The organism is Paraburkholderia sp. BL6669N2 (genome assembly GCF_003387275.1).
GTDB lineage: Bacteria > Pseudomonadota > Gammaproteobacteria > Burkholderiales > Burkholderiaceae > Paraburkholderia.
Genome location: NZ_QUNA01000002.1, coordinates 478,520 through 499,799 on the forward strand (window position 1 = coordinate 478,520; position 21,280 = coordinate 499,799).

15 protein-coding genes and 1 pseudogene are annotated in these 21,280 nt (G+C 59.0%); 10 read left to right on the plus strand and 6 right to left on the minus strand.

Going from position 1 to position 21,280, the window contains the following annotated elements:
- Window positions 1–188: 188 nt before the first annotated feature.
- From B0G80_RS24740 to B0G80_RS24755, 4 genes are all read right to left on the minus strand, one after another.
- On the minus strand, window positions 189–1,835 hold the full coding sequence (locus B0G80_RS24740) for a penicillin-binding protein 2 (RefSeq protein WP_258879019.1): 1,647 nt from the start codon (window positions 1,833–1,835) through the stop codon (window positions 189–191).
- 297 nt (window positions 1,836–2,132) lie between these two features.
- Window positions 2,133–2,942 carry a YoaK family protein gene (locus B0G80_RS24745; RefSeq protein WP_166679020.1) on the minus strand — a complete coding sequence of 270 codons (810 nt, stop codon included), beginning with the start codon at window positions 2,940–2,942 and terminating at the stop codon, window positions 2,133–2,135.
- 395 nt (window positions 2,943–3,337) lie between these two features.
- Entirely contained in the window at window positions 3,338–4,072 is a 735-nt protein-coding gene (locus B0G80_RS24750) for a FadR/GntR family transcriptional regulator (RefSeq protein WP_116120410.1), read from the minus strand.
- Between the two features lie 91 nt (window positions 4,073–4,163).
- A complete protein-coding gene (locus B0G80_RS24755) occupies window positions 4,164–4,577 on the minus strand; it encodes a helix-turn-helix domain-containing protein (protein ID WP_116120412.1) in 414 nt (137 codons plus the stop codon).
- A gap of 566 nt (window positions 4,578–5,143) precedes the next feature.
- On the opposite strand from B0G80_RS24755, the gene glcD reads away from it, so the two are divergent.
- The 10 genes and pseudogenes from glcD to B0G80_RS24810 all read left to right on the plus strand — a co-directional run bounded on the left by glcD (window position 5,144) and on the right by B0G80_RS24810 (window position 18,584).
- Entirely contained in the window at window positions 5,144–6,643 is a 1,500-nt protein-coding gene (gene glcD, locus B0G80_RS24760) for a glycolate oxidase subunit GlcD (protein ID WP_116120413.1), read from the plus strand.
- Window positions 6,643–7,707, plus strand: a complete 1,065-nt coding sequence (gene glcE, locus B0G80_RS24765) for a glycolate oxidase subunit GlcE (protein WP_116120415.1) — start codon at window positions 6,643–6,645, stop codon at window positions 7,705–7,707. The genes glcD and glcE overlap by 1 nt, the downstream gene beginning before the upstream one ends.
- Before the next feature lie 23 nt (window positions 7,708–7,730).
- The gene (glcF, locus tag B0G80_RS24770; protein WP_116120417.1) at window positions 7,731–8,957 is read left to right on the plus strand and encodes a glycolate oxidase subunit GlcF; all 1,227 of its coding nucleotides are present in this window, start codon (window positions 7,731–7,733) and stop codon (window positions 8,955–8,957) included.
- A gap of 323 nt (window positions 8,958–9,280) precedes the next feature.
- A complete protein-coding gene (locus B0G80_RS24775; protein ID WP_116120419.1) occupies window positions 9,281–10,921 on the plus strand; it encodes an L-lactate permease in 1,641 nt (546 codons plus the stop codon).
- 576 nt (window positions 10,922–11,497) lie between these two features.
- A pseudogene (locus B0G80_RS24780) lies at window positions 11,498–11,642 on the plus strand (2-hydroxy-3-oxopropionate reductase); the annotation flags it as partial.
- A gap of 98 nt (window positions 11,643–11,740) precedes the next feature.
- Entirely contained in the window at window positions 11,741–13,033 is a 1,293-nt protein-coding gene (locus B0G80_RS24785; protein ID WP_116120421.1) for a glycerate kinase, read from the plus strand.
- Between the two features lies 1 nt (window position 13,034).
- Window positions 13,035–14,459: a pyruvate kinase gene (pyk, locus tag B0G80_RS24790; RefSeq protein WP_116120423.1), complete on the plus strand. Its 1,425-nt coding sequence runs from the start codon at window positions 13,035–13,037 to the stop codon at window positions 14,457–14,459.
- Between the two features lie 132 nt (window positions 14,460–14,591).
- Window positions 14,592–15,875 carry a phosphopyruvate hydratase gene (eno, locus tag B0G80_RS24795; RefSeq protein ID WP_116120425.1) on the plus strand — a complete coding sequence of 428 codons (1,284 nt, stop codon included), beginning with the start codon at window positions 14,592–14,594 and terminating at the stop codon, window positions 15,873–15,875.
- A gap of 466 nt (window positions 15,876–16,341) precedes the next feature.
- Window positions 16,342–17,019 carry a heavy metal response regulator transcription factor gene (locus B0G80_RS24805; RefSeq protein WP_116120429.1) on the plus strand — a complete coding sequence of 226 codons (678 nt, stop codon included), beginning with the start codon at window positions 16,342–16,344 and terminating at the stop codon, window positions 17,017–17,019.
- On the plus strand, window positions 17,019–18,584 hold the full coding sequence (locus B0G80_RS24810; RefSeq protein WP_116120431.1) for a heavy metal sensor histidine kinase: 1,566 nt from the start codon (window positions 17,019–17,021) through the stop codon (window positions 18,582–18,584). The genes B0G80_RS24805 and B0G80_RS24810 overlap by 1 nt, the downstream gene beginning before the upstream one ends.
- Here the strand turns inward: B0G80_RS24810 and B0G80_RS24815 are convergent.
- Window positions 18,565–20,073, minus strand: coding sequence for an efflux transporter outer membrane subunit (locus tag B0G80_RS24815; protein ID WP_116120432.1), 1,509 nt, complete (start codon window positions 20,071–20,073; stop codon window positions 18,565–18,567). The genes B0G80_RS24810 and B0G80_RS24815 overlap by 20 nt on opposite strands.
- Window positions 20,074–20,100: 27 nt before the next feature.
- Window positions 20,101–21,258, minus strand: coding sequence for an efflux RND transporter periplasmic adaptor subunit (locus B0G80_RS24820; RefSeq protein ID WP_408968211.1), 1,158 nt, complete (start codon window positions 21,256–21,258; stop codon window positions 20,101–20,103).
- Window positions 21,259–21,280: the final 22 nt, after the last annotated feature.

Here is a 21,280-nt window from a genome sequence, read left to right on the forward strand (position 1 = left end):
AAAGTCTCCGCCTTTTTGCGGTACCCGCGTGTCGTCGAACAATCGCAAGGCCGTGCCTATGCTGTGAAGCCAACCCCTCGTAATTCAAGATTCCAGAGATGAACTGCGCCATATGGTCTGACCGTAAGACTCTCCGGCAACCGCCAGCTAGACACCATTGTCGCGCCCGAGCTGTTTCTCACGCCGTGCTAATTCGACAACGGCTCTGGATGCGCCGCTTCGGTTACGGGCTCGTCCGGTTGTACGTTGAGCACGCGCATCGCTGCCTGCGCAATCTCGGCGAATACAGGTCCTGAGACGTCACCGCCGTAGTGCTTCGCGCCTTTTGGCTTGTCGACCGAAACAGCAATCACGAGCCTCGGGTTTCTGATCGGAATAACCCCCACGAACGATGCGCGGTAGGCGTTCCTCTGATATCCGTGGCGGGTGGCGGTATAGGCCGTTCCTGTCTTTCCCCCGACACTGTATCCAGGGACTTCGGCCTGAGGAGCAGTACCGCCTTTCGCCACCACACTCTCCAGTATTACCCTGACTTCATCCGTTGTGTGCTCGGTGAAAATCCGCGTACCTTTGACGGACGCTTCGTCCGTTTTGTACAGCGAGAGCGGCACGAGCCTGCCGTTGTTTGCGAAGACCGTGTAGGCGTGTGCGAGCTGGATTAGCGATACGGACACGCCGTATCCGTAGGACATCGTCGCCTGCTCGATGCGATGCCACTTTCGCCACGGTCTCACGATGCCGACACCAGCGCCGGGGAAACTGAGGTCTGGGGCGTGCCCGAATCCGAGGGCAGTGTACATCTTCCACATTTCCTCGGGCTTCATCGTTAGGGCTATCTTTGTTGCGCCGATATTGCTTGACTTCTGTATAACCCCAGCAACAGTTAAAGTGCCGAAATTTGCATCGTCCGTGATGGTGGCTCCGTCCAAGGAAAACGTTCGGTTCGTCTCCACGAGCGAATCAGGCGAAACCCGGCGCAGGTCGAGAGCGAGTGAGACCGTAAACGGTTTCATTATCGAACCAGGTTCGAATACATCGGTCACCACACGGTTACGCAACGCAGGCCCTCGTAGCAAGGAACGATCGTTCGGGTCGTAGCTCGGATAATTTGCGAGAGCCAGAATCTCGCCGGTATGGCCATCGACGACAACTGCGGAGCCGGCCTGCGCGTTGCTATTGATGACGGCTGAGCGCAGCGCGTTGAAGGCGCTGTACTGGATACTGCCGTTCAGGGCAAGCTGGACGTCGACGCCGGGACGTGCAGCATTCACGTTCCCCAGATCTTCGACGACGTGTCCCACTCGATCGCGAATGACCAGCTTGGTGCCGTCCACGGCCCCAAGCTTCGCGTCCTGGGCAAGCTCTACGCCGTCTTCGCCTGCACCCGTGATGCCGGTAAAGCCGACCAGTTGTGCGGTGACTTCCTCTTCAGGGTATAGACGCTTGTACTCCGTAGTCTGGTAGATTCCCGGGATCCCCAGAGACTTGATTTTGTCAGCCTCGCCAAGCGGCACCTGATGCTTCAGGTAGACGAATGTTTTGTCCCTGTCGAATTGTTCGGTGATCTGCTGCGCCGGCATGTCGAGTAGCCGCGACAGCATCGCAAGTTTGCCGGGTTCAAGGTCTTCGGGAATTTCCTTAGGGTCGACCCAGATGGACTTCACGAGAACATTTGTAGCCAGCACCATCCCGTTCGTGTCTATTATCTTTCCGCGCTCAGCAGGAACGTCGATGATGTGTTCAACTCGCGAGGCGCCTTCCTTTTCATAGAACTTGCGGTCGATGACCTGAATCCAGAAGGCACGGGCCGCGCAGGACGCAAACGCAATCGACATGAATATCATCACTAGCGTCGACCGTCCGCGGGAAACGTTTGCCTTTACGAGTGGTGTTTGATTGAAAGTGACGTTTCGCGGCATCTAATAACTAGTGAGTGTGATTTCCGAAACGATCGACGATCCGCCGACACATCGGGAATTTCTTTGCTTGTGCTGTCGAAAGACGGGTTCGGCAAAGAAGCGAGCGGGTGTGAGGAGTCAGAAGAATAGAAAGTCCGGAACCTACGGGGTTGGACGCGACAATACGTTGCTCGAATTGGGCATGTGGTTAGCGCTGCCACAGGCAGTGCGAAACTACGCTGATACCTGCGGGCTGCGCGAAACGATGAGCGGCGGGATCGAGAGAAAAACGATCCCGAGCGCGGATATAAGTAGGTTCATTTTCCCGGCCACGCTATAGGAGGTCACACCTGCGACGCCACCCACGCAAAACGCTGCCATCGTCAGCACTTTGGCTTTCAGTTCGTGGAAGTGCTCAGCCCGATCAGGCAGCTTATTCCTCTGAAGTGCATGAGCGAAGATAAGGCCGAGTTTCACTCCGATATCGGTCGATGTGCCCGAAAAATGAGTGGTGCGCACCCGGAAATTGGAAACCACGGCGGCGGTCGCGTTCTGGCAACCCATGAGAAAACTCAATCCGAAAACGAGCACCAGGCCGCTTGCGGTGTGAACCTTCACGTCTATAACTGCGAGAACCACAAGCGAGACGGCTTCCGCCATGAAGATGATCGCGCACGCGTGCGCCCGGTTACCTGCACCGCGAAACTCGAGAAGAAGCGCAGAAAGCATCGCTCCCACAATGAAGAGCACGATGATCACGAGGAGTGAGAGCCCCGAACGCGGGTCCCCTGTGGCGATCCTGTCTGCCAATGACGTCACATTGCCAGTCATGTTGCCTGAGAAAATACCCGCGACGCAAAAGCCCGTCGCATTGAGAAAGCCGGCGACCGCCGCGAGCGACCAGGCCAAACGCAGTTCGTGACGTGACGACAGGACGGTCTGGTCTAGAGGCATTTGCTGGAGATCCCTGTTTCTGGCGTGGTGACGCATCGAACCGCGATGCTCGAACGAGACCAGGTGTTTTCCGCCTTGGTTTGTGTTCATGCGCATCAAGCATGACAGCGGACACGCAAAGGATACCGATGTGACTCACGTCACAAGAAGCTCTCTGCCGGGAAATCAGATTTGCGGGAAAGGGCCCACCTCGACGGCCCGACTGTAGAAGTGCATGCAGGTCATTAGGCCATCAAACATGGCGGCGTGGGTTTTGTGACATGGCGCTTGGGGAGGCAGAACACGTTGCGGCTTCCATGCCCGTCGCCAGCGTCGTGTGTGATAGGGGAACTGCTGCAGTCGCATGTGGTTGGGAGGATCTCGACTGGACAGCATTGGTACACTCGCCGAATTTGGCGCCGGTACTTAAGCTTTAGCATCCTTGCGCATACTTCAGCGGATGCTTTTCGGCGGTCCTCGGGCCAGTGAGTCGGAAAACGCTCTTCCTAGCGGGAAGCATTTTCCCGGATAAAGCCAAGATGGGTGACTAGCGCGTTGCGTGCGGCAATTGGGTCGTGACGCTCAATAGCGTCGTAGATATGCCGATGCTGTTCCATCAGATGCGACAAGTCTGCGTCTCTTTTCTCGAATGTTGAGTAGGTTTCTTCAATCGATTTCTGTACGAGGTTGTACAGACCGTGCATCACATGAACGAGGACGATGTTATGAGTAGCCTCGGCAATTCGCAAATGGAAAGCGGCATCAAGCAGCGGCAGCGATGTTTGCCCAGCGTGCACGGCGTATGGGTCCGGCTTGGTAAACGCCGATTCGAGGGCGTTCAAGGCATCTTTGACCTGCCGGATATCGGATTTCGTCGCGCGTGTGGCTGCCAACTCGACTGTCACGGCTTCCAGTCCTTCACGCATTTCCAGAATATCTCCTGCCGCCTTGCGGTGGCGCGCTATCAAGTGCGCCAGCGGGTCCGCGATGAGGGGCGAACTGGAGTTTGCGACGACATATCCGCCTCCCGTCCTGGATTGAATCAGTTTGCTACCTTCCAGTCGGAGCAATGCTTCTCGTAACGACGGGCGCGACACGTTCAAACGTTGCGCCAGGTCGCGCTCCGATGGCAGCGATTCTCCAGCTCGCAGTGTGCCGTCGACAATCAGTTGTTCGAGCTGATCGCAGACGGCGTCGGACAACCGGAATCGGGGTGGTGGGGTGATTGGGGAAAAAGACATCTGCGCCGGCTCCTTCGCGTCTCTAAATTTTTAGGTTCAACTTCCCGCCTGATACATGCAGGAAGTTCTGGTCGTGAATGCGATCAACGCTTCAACTTTCGCTTGGTTTCGTCGGACAACTGAACGTTGCTCTCGCTGCTACAAATGCCGACTCCCGGGCCGCAATCCAGCGACAAACCGGGACGATTTCACCGAGCAAATCGCGGCCGAGCTTGGTTGCTTCATATTCGACGCGTGGAGGAATCTGCGCGAATACAGTGCGCGTGACCAGTCCTTCCTTCTCTAACATTCGTAAGGTTTGGGACAACATCTTCTGGCTTATACCGTCGACTTGCTCGAGAACCCTCGAGAATCGTAGTGGTTGGTCGGTTTCGGCGACTACCTGAAGTACTTTCAGTGGCCATTTCGCGGTAACGCGTTCAAGGACATCGCGCGCAAACGTGTCCCGCTCCAAAGTAGTGCCGGTATACGAGGTCTTCGGATGCCGGTTCGGTTCAGTAACCATAAGGGTAGTATGGTCCGTTAAGGAGATTCGATCATTCCGGGAACTGTAAAGGCAGTGTGGTCGTTCGTCAATGCTCCGGGCGCGGGACCCAATCGATCCGTCGGGGGCCGCTACGGGCGATCGACGGGCGGGGGACTTGGGTGGGGCGGTGGGACATCAAGCATTAGGTCTTAACGTCGGCCTTCGAGTCATCTCGAATTTGGTGGTCAAGTTCCTGGTGGTTTCCACGTAGTCATCCGTTGCGGCGGCCACCTGACTCGCAAATTCGCCGTCTAGGGCGCCGGTTCCATTTCTGGCGAGACGTCCCGTTTTAGGGTTTCCACCCGTTTCCACGGTCGGTGCACACGACTACGATTCGTCTGGTCGAGTGGTCGACCAGTCGGCCAAGCGACCAAAACAGAACGATAGGGTCGGAGCTCTGCGTGCGCTATGCGAGGGCTGCGATGTGAAGGAGACGAAATGTCACAGAAATTCCACCATCCGCTCGTCAGGCCCATTGAGCCTCCCGTCCACGCTCCGAGTACTTGCGCCACCTGGTGTCAAGCAATGACGGCGGGGTATGGCCAATGAGCTACCTCTACGACGAAGTGATCGACGGTGTTCTTCCGTCGCACGACAAGGACACGCTTGTAAGGGAGATCAGGACCCTCCTGCCGGACATGGAATTGCTGAATTCCAAGGAAGGCATGCGGCCCTTTGAATGCGACGGGCTTTCAGCGTATCGATGCGCGCCAATGCTTGTTGCTCTGCCCGACAAGATTGATCAGGTTGAGCACTTGTTGAAGTACGCTGCCCGGCGCCGGATACCGATAGTTGCCCGGGGAGCAGGCACGGGACTTTCGGGAGGTGCGATGCCTCTTGAGAAGGGGATATTGCTCGTGATGGCGCGCTTCAACAAGATCATCGAATTGGACGTAGATGCTTGTACGGCGCGGGTGCAGCCGGGCGTCCGCAATCTCGCAATTTCACAAGCAGCGGCGCCGTACGGCCTTTACTACGCCCCTGACCCGTCATCCCAGATCGCATGTTCGATTGGCGGCAATGTGGCCGAGAACGCTGGCGGCGTGCACTGTCTCAAATACGGTCTGACCGTTCACAACATACTGAAAGTGGAGATTTTGACCATCGAGGGTGAGCGGCTGACGTTGGGTTCTGAGGCCCTGGATAGCGCTGGATTTGATCTGCTGGCGCTCTTTACTGGCTCGGAAGGGATGCTCGGAATCGTGACTGAGGTTACGGTCAAGCTGCTTCCGAAGCCGCAAAGCGCGAAGGTGTTGCTCGCCAGTTTTGACGATGTCGAACGCGCCGGTGCCGCAGTGGCAAAGATTATCGGCGATGGAATCATTCCCGGGGGGCTTGAAATGATGGACAACCTCGCCATCCGGGCTGCCGAGGACTTTATCCGTGCTGGCTACCCGGTCGAGGCTGAGGCAATCCTTCTATGCGAACTTGACGGATCTGACTCGGACGTGCGGGAAGACGTGGAGCGCGTCGACGCGATATTGCGTATGGCGGGTGCGACGGATGTACGTGTCGCGAAGGACGAAGCGGAGCGCCAAAAATTCTGGGCGGGACGAAAGAATGCGTTCCCCGCTGTCGGTCGAATTTCTCCGGATTATTACTGCATGGATGGCACGATTCCACGCCGGCAGTTGCCTCGGGTTCTAAAAGGAATTGCTGACTTGTCCATCGAATATGGGTTGCGCGTTGCCAACGTATTTCACGCGGGCGACGGCAATATGCATCCGCTCATTCTTTTTGACGCAAACGTCCCGGGCGAGATGGATAGAGCTGAAGCGATCGGTGCGCGAATCCTTGAACTGTGCGTAGAAGTGGGCGGCAGCATTACGGGTGAGCACGGCGTAGGTCGCGAGAAGATCAATCAGATGTGCGCGCAATTCAACAGCGACGAATTGCTCGTATTCCACGCGGTGAAAGCGGCGTTTGACCCGAACGGTTTGCTGAACCCTGGCAAAAACATACCCACGCTGCACCGCTGTGCCGAGTTTGGATCAATGCACGTGCATCACGGGCAACTTCCTTTCCCTGAACTGGAGCGCTTCTGATGCGCCGCGATATGGACCCCGATAACAGCGCGCAACTCATTGAGCAAGTGATGCAGGCCATCCGCACGCGGACGCCACTTCGGATTCGCGGCGGTGACAGCAAATTGGCGTTGGGACGTGTAGTCGATGCAGCACCTCTGGACACACGCAAGCACAGAGGCATCGTCAGCTACGATCCGACCGAACTGGTGATTACCGCCCGGGCTGGCACTCCTCTCGCTGAACTAAATGCCGTGCTGGATGCTGCCGGTCAAATGCTTCCGTGCGAGCCGCCAGCGTTCGGGGGGGCTGCGACGGTTGGTGGGATGGTGGCGACTGGTTTGTCTGGTCCGCGCCGTCCATGGGCCGGGTCGGTGCGTGATTTCGTCTTGGGCTGCCGCGCGATCACTGGCAACGGTAAGCATATGCGTTTTGGTGGTGAAGTGATGAAGAACGTCGCGGGCTATGACGTTTCGCGCTTGCTCACAGGAAGCTACGGCTGCCTCGGGTTGATCACGGAAGTGTCTCTGAAAGTCCTGCCGAAGCCCCGCGCGACAGCTCACCTGGAACTTGAGACTGACGTCGCGGATGCACTTTTGAGGCTTGCCGAGTGGCGACGTTCGGGGCTACCCGTCGCCGGCGCGTGCTACTCCTCCAACATGCTTCACCTTCGTCTCGAAGGGGGCAATGGCTCCGTTCGTGCAGCACGCGAGCTCATTGGTGGTGAGGAGGCTGACGGCACCTTCTGGACGGCGTTGCGCGAATTTCGTCTTCCGTTCTTTGACGGGCGGGATTCGTTGTGGAGGATCTCGCTGCCTCCGACCGCTCCCGTTATCGATTTGCCGGGCGACGCCTTGCTGGATTGGGGGGGCGCTCAACGCTGGCTCAACACTTCAGCGCCAGCAGATGAACTGCGTCGCATCGCCCAACGCCATGGTGGATATGCGACTGCATTCCGTTCGCATGAGACAAACGAGCCGTTTCACCCGCTAACTGCGCCCTTGCTGCGGTACCACCGTCAGTTGAAGCAGCAGCTAGATCCCCACGGCATCATTAATCCGGGCCGCATGTACGCGGAAATCTGAACGACTTTCAGGCGAGTAATCCGATGCAAACGAATCTCAGCGAAGAAGCAAAGAAGCTCGAGCGCGCAGATGAAGCGGCGGGCATTCTCCGCTCTTGCGTACATTGCGGGTTCTGCAACGCAACATGTCCGACCTATCAGTTGCTTGGTAATGAACTCGACGGTCCGCGCGGGCGCATATATTTGATCAAACAGGTACTCGAGGGGGAACCTGTCACTGCGGAAACGCAGCTTCATCTCGACCGATGCCTTAGTTGCCGCAACTGCGAAACCACGTGTCCGTCGGGAGTGCAGTACCACAAGCTTCTTGATATCGGCCGTGCGGAGGTCGAGCGTCGCGTTGCGCGGCCAACAACCGATAGGTTGCTTCGCGCTGCTTTGCGCCATGTAGTACCTCGCTCAAGAGTGTTTGCTACTGCGCTCAAGGCGGGTCGGGCACTGCATCCGCTGTTGCCAGCTTCAGTGAAGCAGAAAATTCCGGCTCGCCATGTCGCAGCGAAACGTCGGCCACCAACTCAGCATCAGCGTCGTATGTTGATGCTCGAAGGCTGCGTCCAACCCTCGCTGTCGCCGAACACGAACTCAGCGGCTGCACGCGTGCTGGACAGACTTGGTATTAGCGTTTCCCCTGCTAAGGAGGCTGGTTGCTGTGGCGCAACCGATTATCACTTCGGGGCTCACGCAACTGGGCTTGAGCGTGCAAAACGGAATATCGATGCATGGTGGCCCGCAATCGAAGCGGGCGCAGAAGCAATTGTAATATCGGCGAGTGGATGCGGTGCCTTCGTCAAAGAGTATGGCGAATTGCTGCAGCGCGATCCAGCGTACGCTCACAAGGCGGAACGCGTCAGCGCGCTGGCCCGTGATCTTGCTGAAATTCTTGCGGCAGAGCCGTTGAACGAGTTAAGAGGTGGGGCTACCCAGCGCGTCGCGTTTCACTGCCCGTGTACCTTGCAGCACGCGCAGAAGCTGGGGGGAGCCGTTGAACGTATTCTTCAGCAGCTGGGCTTCGATCTCACAGCAGTCCCAGACGCTCACCTGTGCTGTGGCTCGGCTGGTACATATTCGATTACCCAGCCCGTATTGGCAGCAAAGCTTCGCGAGAACAAGCTTAACGCACTCGAGAGCGGTAAGCCGGATACGATCGTCACCGCCAACATCGGTTGCCAGACGCATCTGAACGGTGCAAGCCGGACTCCGGTTCGTCACTGGATCGAACTCGTGGAGGAGTCGCTTTCGGAACGCGCGTGAGGACGCATCGGATGCTACGTTTGAGCCGCAATCGCAATTTGCGTCGCAGTCTCAAAGGTGGGCGGTGACGCTCTTCAAGAAATTAAAATCTCGTTTAGGAGCACACCGGTGAGCCTGTGGCCAAGTGTGTTCCGGCGCAAATTGTCCAGCCGATTTGAATTCCGACCTTCGAGCTACCTCGATCCGCGGCTTGGAAGTTGGTGTCGATCGGGGCGGAGCCCTTGTGCGGCGTCCCATGTACCTTAGGCGACGGCATTTTTCTGCCGTCGAACCGGTTCACATAAATCAAAAGCTATCCGAAATAATCGGGTACAGGAGGCAGAATGAATCCAGCAATTCCGTTATCAGCAGGGGCGGTTTATACGCAGCCGCTTACCCCTGTGAGCAACTCACTGCTACTTTCGTTCGTGGTAGCTGCGATACCGATTGTCGTTGCACTTGTAATGCTTGGCATTCTGCGTCGCCCTGCGTGGCAGGCTTCCCTCGCAGGCCTGATCACTGGACTAGCTATCGCCATAGCAATTTGGGGCATGCCTGCCGGTCTTGCTTTCAACTCGGTTGCTGCCGGAATGGCTCTCGCGCTGCTCCCGGTTATGTGGATCGTGTTCACCGCTCTACTGCTTTACAACATTGCGGTTAAGTCCGGGCGTTTTGACCAGTTTCGTCAGTGGATGCTAGATCACTTACCTGACGACAGACGCCTTGTCCTGCTTGTTGTCGCCTTTTCGTTCGGCTGTTTGCTTGAGGGTATTTCAGGATTCGGTACTCCAGTTGCAATTACCAGCGCGCTGCTCGTCGGACTCGGCTTCCCAACGCTTGAGGCACTTACTTACGCCCTGATTTTCAATACGGCTCCGGTGGCTTTTGGTGCGCTTGGGGTACCAATCACAGTGCTTGGCGCGGTGACGTCGCTCCCGTCGGACACGCTCGCTGCCATGGTCGGTCGACAACTGCCGTTCTTCGCATTCCTCCTGCCGTTCTATGTCGTTGCAATGTATGGGGGAATCCGGTCAATCGGAAAGTTGTGGCCGGCCCTTGTCGTATCGGGTGGAAGTTTTGCTTTCACGCAGTTCATAACCTCCAATTATTTGGGCTATCAACTCACCGACGTGCTCGCCTCGCTAACCTCGTTAATCGTGACGATAGCGTTTCTCAAAGTTTGGAAGCCAGAGCCAGACCCAGCGTTTGCAGTGGTCCGGTCTGCGGACATCGCGACCGGTAGCAAGCGCATAGGCTACGGTGGTTGGATGCCTTGGATCGTGGTCTCTGTAGTGGTCATCGTTTGGGTTCATGCGCAGATCGCTACAATTGGCGACCTCAAAGTTCAGTGGCCGGGCTTGCACAACGCCGTCTTTGTCACGCTTTATAACAAGCCTTACGCGGCGGTCTGGGATTTCCAGCCGATGGGGACCGGGACAGCAATTCTTCTGGCGGCAATTATCACGACCCTTTGGACTCGAACTGGTGTGGGTGACTTCTTCGGTTGCGTAGTCAAAACGTGGCGACAGACGCGGATTGCCATAGCAACCGTAATGATGATTGTAGGGCTGGCGTATCTGCTCAACTATTCGGGGATGAGCTACACGTTAGGCTTGGGCGTGGCGTCGACGGGAGCATTTTTTCCCTTGGTATCAGCGTCGCTCGGCTGGATAGCGGTGTTTCTCTCCGGAAGCGATACGTCGGGCAACGCGCTGTTTGGCAACTTGCAGGTCGTGGCGGCCCGACAATTGGGGCTTGACCCAGTCTTGATGGCGGCAACCAATTCGTCCGGCGGGGTGATGGGGAAGATGATTTCGCCGCAAAACATCGCGACTGGCGTTTCAACGACGGAATTGAAGGGGAAGGAAGGCATCGTTTTCGCACGGACCTTCTGGCATAGCGTATTTCTGACGTTCCTTCTTGGACTGCTCGTGATTCTGCAACAGCACGTGCTGTCGTGGATGATCCCGACTTTGCATCATTAACCTGGTATCGCCCCGGATAGTTGGCTTTCCGCCCGCCGGAGGAGTGGCTGGTGTGCGATGTGACTGGCCTGCGATCGGTACTGAACGGCATTGCATACTTCGGGTATGCCGTTCTCTTCCTTTGCATCCGCATATCAAAGCCGAAGGTTGGGCGATTGCCAGGCCGGACGTCCGACCGCTCGTCGCCACCTATTCGATCTAGCCCGGCCCAGGCCACCGAGTCGTCAGCAATCGTTGACAGCCGCTCCGAAACGTTTAAGCACCATCGGTTCGTTGGGGCGGCGTCCTCCTCGAATGGGATTTTGAGGTCGCAATCGCCGTGTTTTGAGCATAGCTGAGCAATGTTGACGAGGACATCAGCTGCTTGAGACCGGACTGAATTTTTCACTAACCGTCGATCGATTCAATACATTTGATACCGACTTATGTGATTTTTTTTGACCTTATGCAAACTAAGACGTACTAATAAAGTATCAATGACGTGTAGTTCGTCCAAGAGATAATTGAAGGATATGACATGCAAGGATGAGAGCGGTTGACGCAGCTGTTGTGGTGTTAGGGAAAGAAGGGATCGATGCACGCAAGCTGGGCATCGCGCTGCCGAACACGGCAAGCGCGCAGCAACTGTTTAGCGTGTTCGCAGCGCACTGCGGCAAAGCATGGGATCGCTCGGCGATGGTGCGCGCTTGAAATCATGGCGAATTTCCACGTCTCGCAAACGCTGCCAATGCCCATCATGTTCTGTATTGTTTGCGACGATTCGATGTTCACGCATGAGCATCGACCGATCGTCCTACGCCAAATGAGCCACATACTGTAATGAAGAACGAGCCACGCGAGTTGCTTAACAACATGTTTTCGGCTGCTGTGGATGCTGCTCAGCCGTCGCGATGCATAGCGCCGTTTCTGCCCCCTCCGCCAAGGGGCAGGACGATTGTGATCGGCGCGGGAAAGGCATCGGCTTCGATGGCCAGTGCGCTCGAGAAGATCTGGCCTGGTGAACTGACGGGCATGGTGGTGACGCGATATGGGTATGCTGTCCAATGCGACCGGATCGAGATAGTCGAAGCAGCGCATCCAGTTCCCGATATTAATGGCTTGCGCGGAACCCAGACCATGCTCGACCTGGTAAGCGGGCTGACCCAAGACGATCTCGTAATTTGCCTTATGTCTGGAGGTGCGTCATCGCTGCTGTCTTTGCCGCTTGATCCATTAACCTTGGAAGAAAAGAAGAATATCAACCGTGCGTTGCTTACTTCGGGCGCAGCGATTAGCGAAATCAACTGCGTTCGTCGCCACCTCTCGGCTGTGAAGGGAGGGCGTCTTGCTGCCGCATGTCATCCGGCGCAACTATTGACGCTGTTGATCTCGGATGTGCCCGGTGACTCGGCGGTCGATATCGCATCTGGCCCAACTGTTGCTGACCCGTCGACCTGCGCGGACGCGTTGAACATTATCCGACGGTACGGCATTGCGATGCCACTGGCCGCCATGCAAATCCTGGAGAGCGGGGCGGGAGAATCGATAAAGCCAGGTAACCCCTCTTTGGCGAGTTCTGACTATCGGATAATCACCGCTCCACAGATTGCGCTTGAGGCTGCGGCGGAGGTTGCGAAGGCAGCAGGAATTCCTTGCCACATATTGAGCGACCGGATAGAAGGTGAGGCACGAGACGTCGGGAAGGTCATGGCGGGAATTGCTCTCCAGGTCGCCCGACGTAATCAGCCCTTTAAGGCGCCCTGTATTTTGCTCTCCGGCGGCGAGACCACCGTCTCGGTGAAGGGCGACGGGCGTGGAGGACGAAATGTCGAATTCCTCTTGTCGCTAGCCATTGCCCTGGAGGGCGAAGATGGGGTGCATGCAATCGCCTGTGATACCGATGGTGTTGACGGTCGGGACGAGATAGCAGGGGCCTTTATCTCACCCAATACGTTAGACCGTGCCTGGAAGAGTCGGATGAACCCACAGGCGAGTCTTGATAACAACGACGGCCACACCTTTTTCGGAGGGCTTGGGGACTCCGTCATTTGTGGGCCGACGCTGACGAATGTGAATGACTTTCGCGCTGTTCTAGTACTTCCGAAAAGCGCTGACCATCAGCAGGAGAATTGAAATGAAGCGGTCTCGCAATGCAAAAATCGTCGCGACTCTTGGTCCGGCTAGCTCAGAAAGTGGAATGATCCAACGGCTATTCGATGCTGGCGTTGACGTATTCAGGCTGAATTTCAGCCACGGGAGCCACGAAGACCACTTGCAACGGCTTTCCGCCATCAGAAACCTCGAAAAGGAATCCGGTCGGCCGATCGGTGTCCTCCTGGATCTGCAGGGACCGAAGCTCCGGCTCGGAACGTTTCAGGCCGGAGCGGTCGAGCTTTCGGTTGGTCAAAAATTTCGGCTCGACCTGGATCCGACAGCGGGCGATAGTGAACGCGCGCCTTTGCCGCACCCTGAAATTTTTGCAGCAATCGAAGCAGGCTCAGAGTTGTTGCTCGATGACGGCAAGGTGAAGCTGCGTGTAGAAGCGAAAGGTAGTGACTTTGCCGAAACCTCCGTCATCGTCGCAGGTCGGATAACGGACAGGAAGGGTGTCAACGTTCCAGGCGTGATGCTGCCTATATCGCCGCTTACCCGCAAGGATCGTGAGGACCTTTCGTTCGGGCTCGAGAACGGGGTCGACTGGGTTGCACTCTCATTCGTGCAGCGCCCGGAAGATATTGATGAAGCCCGTGCCATCATCGGCGATCGGGCGTGGATCATGGCGAAGCTTGAGAAGCCGCTTGCGATTGAGCATCTCGACGAAATCATTGAGCGTTGCGATGGGATTATGGTGGCACGGGGAGATCTTGGGGTCGAACTGCCTGCGGAACAGATCCCAGAATTGCAACGGCGAATCGTCCGGCGCTGTCGGGAAGCTGGAAAACCCGTCATCGTCGCAACGCAGATGCTCGAATCGATGACAAATTCGCCGATTCCAACGCGAGCGGAAACCTCGGACGTGGCGGGCGCTATTTACATAGGTGCGGACGCTGTCATGCTTTCCGCGGAATCGGCTAGTGGAAGATTTCCGTTGGACGCGGTATCTGTCATGAATCGGATCATTGAACGGGTCGAGCGCGATCCCGAGTATCGAACCGGAATCGATGCGTCACATACCAAGGCGCAGTCAACAACGGCAGACGCAATTTGTTGCGCCTTGCGGCAAGTCGTTCGGATACTCGAGCCCGCAGTCACCGTGACGTACACATCGTCGGGATCCACGAGCCTTCGCGCGGCTAGAGAACGGGTATCCACAGCGATTATAGCGATGACACCTTCGGTGGTTATCGCTCGCAGACTCGCCCTTGTCTGGGGTGTCCACGCGGTGCCGTTTAGAAACGCACACGACGTCGGCGAGATGATCGAACTCGCTTGCGAAGCGGCCGCGAGCGAAGGCTTTGCGCTTCAAGGTGATTCGGTGGTGATTGCCGCGGGATTGCCATTTGGGGAATCAGGGACTACCAATCTCCTGCAAATAGCCAAACTCGGTGCAATGGTGTGAGCATCAAGTTGGGTAACGGCACTCTTGGGTAACGGGACTATTTTGGGTCGCACTGTTAAAAGTAATGTAATCAGCCGTTACCCTCGGCAGTTTCAGCTAAGCATCCGCAGCGGTCACTTTTTTGAAGGAACCATGGGCACCATCGTAGATATCATCGGTCGAGAGATTCTCGATTCGCGAGGCAACCCCACCGTCGAATGCGACGTGCTGCTCGAGTCGGGCACGATGGGCCGCGCCGCGGTGCCGTCGGGCGCGTCCACGGGTTCGCGCGAAGCGATCGAACTGCGCGACGGCGAGGCCGTCCGTTACGGCGGCAAGGGCGTGCTGAAGGCCGTCGAGCACATCAACAATGAAATCTCCGAAGCGATCATGGGCCTCGACGCTTCCGAGCAGGCTTTCCTCGACAAGACCCTGCTGGAACTCGACGGCACCGACAACAAGTCGCGCCTCGGCGCGAACGCGATGCTGGCCGGGTCGATGGCCGTTGCGAAGGCTGCCGCTGAAGAAGCCGGCCTGCCGCTGTACCGCTACTTCGGCGGCTCGGGCGCCATGCAACTGCCGGTGCCGATGATGAACATCGTCAACGGCGGCGCGCACGCCAACAATAGCCTGGACATCCAGGAATTCATGATCGTGCCGGTCAGCCAGCCGACCTTCCGCGAAGCACTGCGCTGCGGCGCCGAAGTGTTCCACCCGCTGAAGAAGATCCTGTCGGATCGCGACATGAGCACGGCGGTGGGCGACGAAGGCGGCTTCGCGCCGAACTTCGGCAGCAACGACGAATGCCTGTCGACCATCCTGCAAGCCATCGAGAAAGCAGGCTACCGCGCTGGTGAAGACGTGCTGCTCGCGCTCGACTGCGCAGCCAGCGAGTTCTACCACGACGGCAAATACCAGCTGGCCGGCGAAGGCCTGCAACTGTCGTCGACAGAATTCGCGGACTATCTGGCGAACCTCGCCGACAAGTTCCCGATCGTGTCGATCGAAGACGGCATGCACGAAAGCGACTGGGCAGGCTGGAAGACGCTGACCGACAAGCTCGGCGAGAAGGTGCAGCTGGTGGGCGACGACCTGTTCGTCACCAACACGCGCATCCTCAAGGAAGGCATCGACAAGGGCATCGCCAACTCGATCCTGATCAAGATCAACCAGATCGGCACGCTGACGGAAACTTTCGCGGCCATCGAAATGGCCAAGCGCGCCGGCTACACGGCCGTGATCTCGCACCGTTCGGGCGAAACCGAAGATTCGACGATCGCGGACATCGCGGTCGGCCTGAATGCCGGGCAGATCAAGACGGGTTCGCTGTCGCGTTCGGACCGCATCTCGAAGTACAACCAGTTGCTGCGCATCGAGGAAGACCTCGGTGATATCGCCAGCTACCCAGGCAAGTCGGCGTTCTACAACTTGAGATAGTTGTGGCGTCTCCTCAACAATTTGGCGCTTCTCATCCGATGGGCGTTGTCCAGCGGTCGCTCGGTGGCGCAGATCGCGCGAGCCCAAGAAGTGAACGCCAATCAGGTCTTCGACTGCCGCAGACAATACCAGGGCCGCCTGAATTCGACCGGCGCAGGACTGATGCCCCAATCACAGCGACGCCGGCACCAAAAAAGCCGGCGTTTTGCCGACGTCCGCTGACGATCAGGCAAATAGTCGCCAAGCCGTTTGATAAGTTGATATCCGGCCGCCGGTAAGGTGACCCTGTGCACATCTGCCGGCCAGCACACTGCGGCTCACCATGTTCAACGGGACAGCGGCCAGCGGCGCCCGGTCTTCGCCCCTTGGTGGCCGGTGGCCATGCGGACGCACATTACCGGGACGTAATCACCGGCCGGAGCGCTTGCCGGTATGATTTCATTGTCAACGCAAAGCGGAGCAACAGATGCGAATCCTGGTAATCGAGGACGAACTGAAAACAGCGGCGTATCTGAAGAAAGGTCTGGAGGAATCCGGCTACGCGGTCGATGTAGCCAACGACGGCCCGCAAGGGCTGATCCTCGCGCAGGAAGAAGAGTACGACGTGATCGTGCTCGACGTGATGCTGCCCGGCATGGACGGCTGGACCATCGTCAAGACCTTGCGCAGCACGCGAACCACACCGGTGCTGTTCCTCACCGCGCGCGACGACGTCGACGACCGGGTGCGCGGCCTCGAGCTCGGCGCAGACGATTACCTCGTCAAGCCCTTCGCCTTCGTCGAGCTGCTGGCCCGTGTGCGCACGCTGGCGCGCCGGGGGCCGCCGCGCGAAAGCGAACTGATCAGGGTGGGCGATCTGGAAATGGACGTGAACCGCCGTCGCGTGAAACGCGGTGGCACGCGTATCGATCTCACGCCGCGCGAGTTCTCGCTGCTGCAACTGCTCGCGCGCCGCCAGGGCGAAGTGCTGAGCCGCACGCAGATTGCGTCGTATGTGTGGGACATGAACTTCGACAGCGACACCAATGTCGTCGAAGTCGCGATCCGCCGCTTGCGCACCAAGATCGACGATAACTTTCCCGTCAAGCTGATTCATACGGTGCGCGGCGTTGGCTACGTGCTCGAACTGAAGGACGCCGCCTGATGCGCGGCCGATCGCTCGCCGCGACGCTCGCGCTTGCCTTCGGTGTCACTACGCTCGCGGTGTTCGTGCTCGTCGGGAGTTTTCTGTACCTCGCGCTGGAGAAGCAGATCAAGGCGCAGGACGATCTGGACATTGTGCTTGCCGCGCGCCATGCACGGCGGCTCGTTGAAGAACTCGATACGTCGGAAGGGATTCGCGAGCACGGCGACCGGTTGAGCAGCATCGTGCTGGGCAATGAAGCGATGTCGATGGAGGTATTCGGTCCCGATGGGCACATGGCGATCGAGCACAACGCCGGAGAGACGTTTGCGGCGCAGGGCGGCGCGGCGAGCAGCGCTGCCTCGGCGGCCCCAAATGCGCCTGATGCTTCCGCTGCACCCAATGGAACGAGCGAAGCAGGCACGGCAAGCGATCTCCATGATCCAGGCGAGACCGCCGAAGCCGGCGGCGTCAAGACGATCGCCGCGCTGCCGCCGCTCACGCGCATTCCCGCTACGGCGCGCATCACCGACGTGGATATCGGCAACTGGACTGGCCGCAACGGCGCACCGATTCGCGGCATCCTCACGGACGCGCGGCTGCACAACGGCGACACGGCGACCGTGCTGATCGCGCGCAACATGAGCGACCGCTGGCGGCTGCTCGACCGCTATCGCGACAAGCTCAACCTGGCAGGCGCCGCCGGCGTGATTCTGGCGATGCTGCTGAGCTATCTGCTGATTCGTGCCGCGTTGCGGCCGCTACGCGATATCGCGGCGAGTGCGGGCCTCGTCACGGTCAATCGCCTGAATACGCGGATCACGGTGGCGCGCGTGCCGAGCGAACTTGAAGCACTGGTGAACGCGCTCAATGCCATGCTCGGACGGGTCGAACACGGCTTTCAACGTCTGTCGCGTTTCACCGCCGACCTTGCGCACGATATGCGTACACCGATTAGCAACATGCGCGGCGCTGCGGAAGTTGCGCTCGCTCGCCCTCGCTCTTCTGACGAATATGAATCCTTGCTCGCCTCGAATCTGGAAGAGTGCGACCGGCTCTCGCGAATGATCGAAAACGTGCTCTTCCTTGCACGCGCTGAGCATCCGCAGTTCGTCAAACACATGCGCAAATTCGATGCCGGTCACGAACTGACGCGGATTGCCGAATACTTCGAGGGCATCGCCGACGATGCGAATGTCAGGGTGCAGGTCACCGGCGCGGCAACGTTGACGGCGGATCTTGAACTGTTTCGCCGCGCCGTCAGCAATCTGTTGGCCAATGCGATCCGCTATACGCCGACCGGCGGCGAGATCGCGCTCGACGTTCGCGCATCGGCCGATGCGGTGCGCGTAACCGTGTCGAACGAGGGGCAGCCGATCGGCGCCCAGCATCTCGAGCGGATTTTCGACCGTTTCTATCGCGTCGATCCGTCACGCAGTTCCTTGCCTTCGTCCGGTATGTCGCAAGGGTCGACGGGGCTCGGGCTTGCCATTGTCCGCACGATCATGGAGTTGCACGGCGGCACGGTGCATGCGGAGAGCGATGCGCAGAGCACGCGATTCGTTCTTACGTTCCGGCGGGTTTAGGGGTTGGCGCAGTCGGAGCTGTGGCGGCTGCTACATCCGACATCGCTGCGGTGTCACTCTGCCCGTGCCACGTCCCACCCAGCGCCTTCAACAGCAGCACACTTGACTCCAACTGCCGTGCCGCAATCTGATCCGCGGTGCGCTCGTTCGTTAGTGCGATCGTCTGTGCCGTCACCACGTCGAGATAACTGACGGCTCCCGCATTGAAGCGGTTTGTCGTGAGTCGCAATGAAAGATCGGCGGCCGTAGTCGCGCGCTGCTGGCTGGTCGCTTCGTCGGAGAGCGAATGCAAGGCGGACAGATTGTCTTCGACCTGCTGGAAGGCCACCAACACCGACTGCCGGTAATCCGCGACCGCGCCGTCGTACTGCGCCGTCGCGCCATGCAGGCTGGCCGTGCGCTTGCCGCCGTCGAACAGCGTGCCGACCAGTTGCGGGCCGAGCGACCAGAACAAACTCGGCGCACTGAGCCACGGCGCGAAGAAGGTGCTCTCCAGCCCCGCGCTCGCCGACAGCACCAGATCGGGGAAGAAAGCTGCGTGCGCCACGCCGATCTGTGCATTCGCCGACGCCACGCGCCGTTCGGCGGCGGCAATGTCGGGGCGCCGCTCGAGCAGTTGCGACGGCACGCCTACGGGAATCGCCGGCGGCGTCGCAGCCGAGCCGTTCGGCGGCAGCGTGAATGTCGAAGCCGGTTCGCCGATCAACGTGGCAATCGCATGCTGCATCTGCGCGCGCGTCACGTCGATATCGGTGTCCTGGGTGCACGTCGCTTCGAGTTGGGTGGTGGCCTGAGCGACCGCGGAGGCATCGATCGCGCCGTCCTTCAGTTGCTGCTGCAGGAGCTTCAAGGCGGCGGCGTAGGCGGTCACGCTGTCGTCGAGCAGCTTCTTTTGCGTGTCGAGCGAGCGCAAGGCGAAATAGTCAACAGCAAGATCGGCGCTCATCGACAGGCGCACGGCTTCGAGGTCCGCTTCGCTAGCCTGGGCATCGGCCTTCGCGCCAGTCACGCTATCGCGCACCCGGCCGAACAGATCCGGCTCCCAGCTCGCCGAGACGCCGGCCGAATAGTCAGGCACGGTCTTGCCCGCGAGCGATTTGCCTTCGACGTTCTGCGAGGTCCGGAAGCGATCCTGTGCGGCACCGGCGGTGATGGTCGGGAAAAAACCCGCACGTTGATAGTCCACCATCGAACGGGCTTGCTGCACCTGCGCAACCGCCTTGCGCACGGTCTGATTCGAGACGTCGACGCGCGCTTCGAGTTGATTCAGCACCGGATCGTTGAAGATCGTCCACCACGGGCCACGGGGCGCTGTGTCAGCAGGCGCGGCCTGTGCCCAGCCGGGCGCCGCGCCCGCATATTGCGTTGGGATCTCGGCGGTCGGGCGCTGGTAAGGCGGCAGTGTCGAGCAGGCGCTCAGCAGCGCGCCGATCAGCGTGGCCACAATCGAACGGCGCAGCAACGGGCGTGAAAGAGAGATTGAATACATTCGACTCATCCTTTCGATCATTCGCGCTCAGCCGTGCGCGGCCGGCGCGACCTGCACGGCCTGCCCGGTACTCAGCGAATCGCCGGGGTTATCGATCACGCGGTCGGTCGCCGCGAGGCCCGTGGTGATTTCCACATGCGTGCCGAAATCGCGGCCGATGTGCACCGTCTTGAGCGCCGCACGACCATTGCCGTCGACCACGGCGACGGTCACGCCGTCGGGGCGAAAGAGCAGGGCACTGACTGGCAGGTTGAGCGCCGGTGTGGTCGACTGCAACTGCAGATGCACCTGCACGTAAGCGCCTGGCATCAACGCACCATCCTTGTTGTCGACGTCGACCTCCACGCGCAACGTGCGGCTCGACGGATCGATCGAACCGGTTGTGCGCGCGACTTTTGCGGCAATGCGCCGCCCGGGATATTGCTGTGCGCTCAGATACACGCCGGTGTCGGGCGTCACGTAGGGCGCGTCGTTCTGCGGCACGTCGACGAATACGCGCAGCACGCCGGTCTGCTGGATATGAAACAGCTCGCCCGACATACCCGCCGTGCCGGGCGTGCCGCCCGCCGTCACCAGTGCGCCGACATCGACATGGCGCGCGGTGATCGTGCCGTCGAACGGTGCGGTGATCTTCTCGTACGACACCAGCTCGGCGAGATGCGCGACATTGGCCTGCGCCGATGCCAGCATCGCGCGACGCGCTTCCATGTCGCTGACTTTCGTATCCGCATCCTGTTGCGCGACCGATTGGGTTTTCAGCATCTCCTGCCAGCGTTGCGCTGTCGTTTTCGCGAAGTCGAAGTTGGCCTGGGCGGTGGCTTCGTCGGCGCGGGCCTGGCGCAGTTGGGCGTCCAGATCGGGCGCGTCGATCGTAGCGAGCGTCTGACCGCTTTTCACCTGGGCGCCGATGTCGGTGTTCCAGTGCGCCAGATACCCGCTCGTGCGCGCATAGATCGATGCTTCGGCGAACGGTGTCACCGCGCCAGGCAGCAGTAATTCGTTGACGGCCGGTGCGGGGCGCGGCGTGACCACGGACACGCTGAGCACGCTTTGCACTTGCGTCTGTTGTGTCAGCGCGGCGCTTGCGTATAGACGCGGCACGATGCCCACGATCAGTAACGCTGCGGCGAGGCCAGCCAATGCGAACGGCCACACGCGGCGACGCGCCTTCGGGCTTGTGGTCATGTCGGCTGAGCGTTCGGTTCCG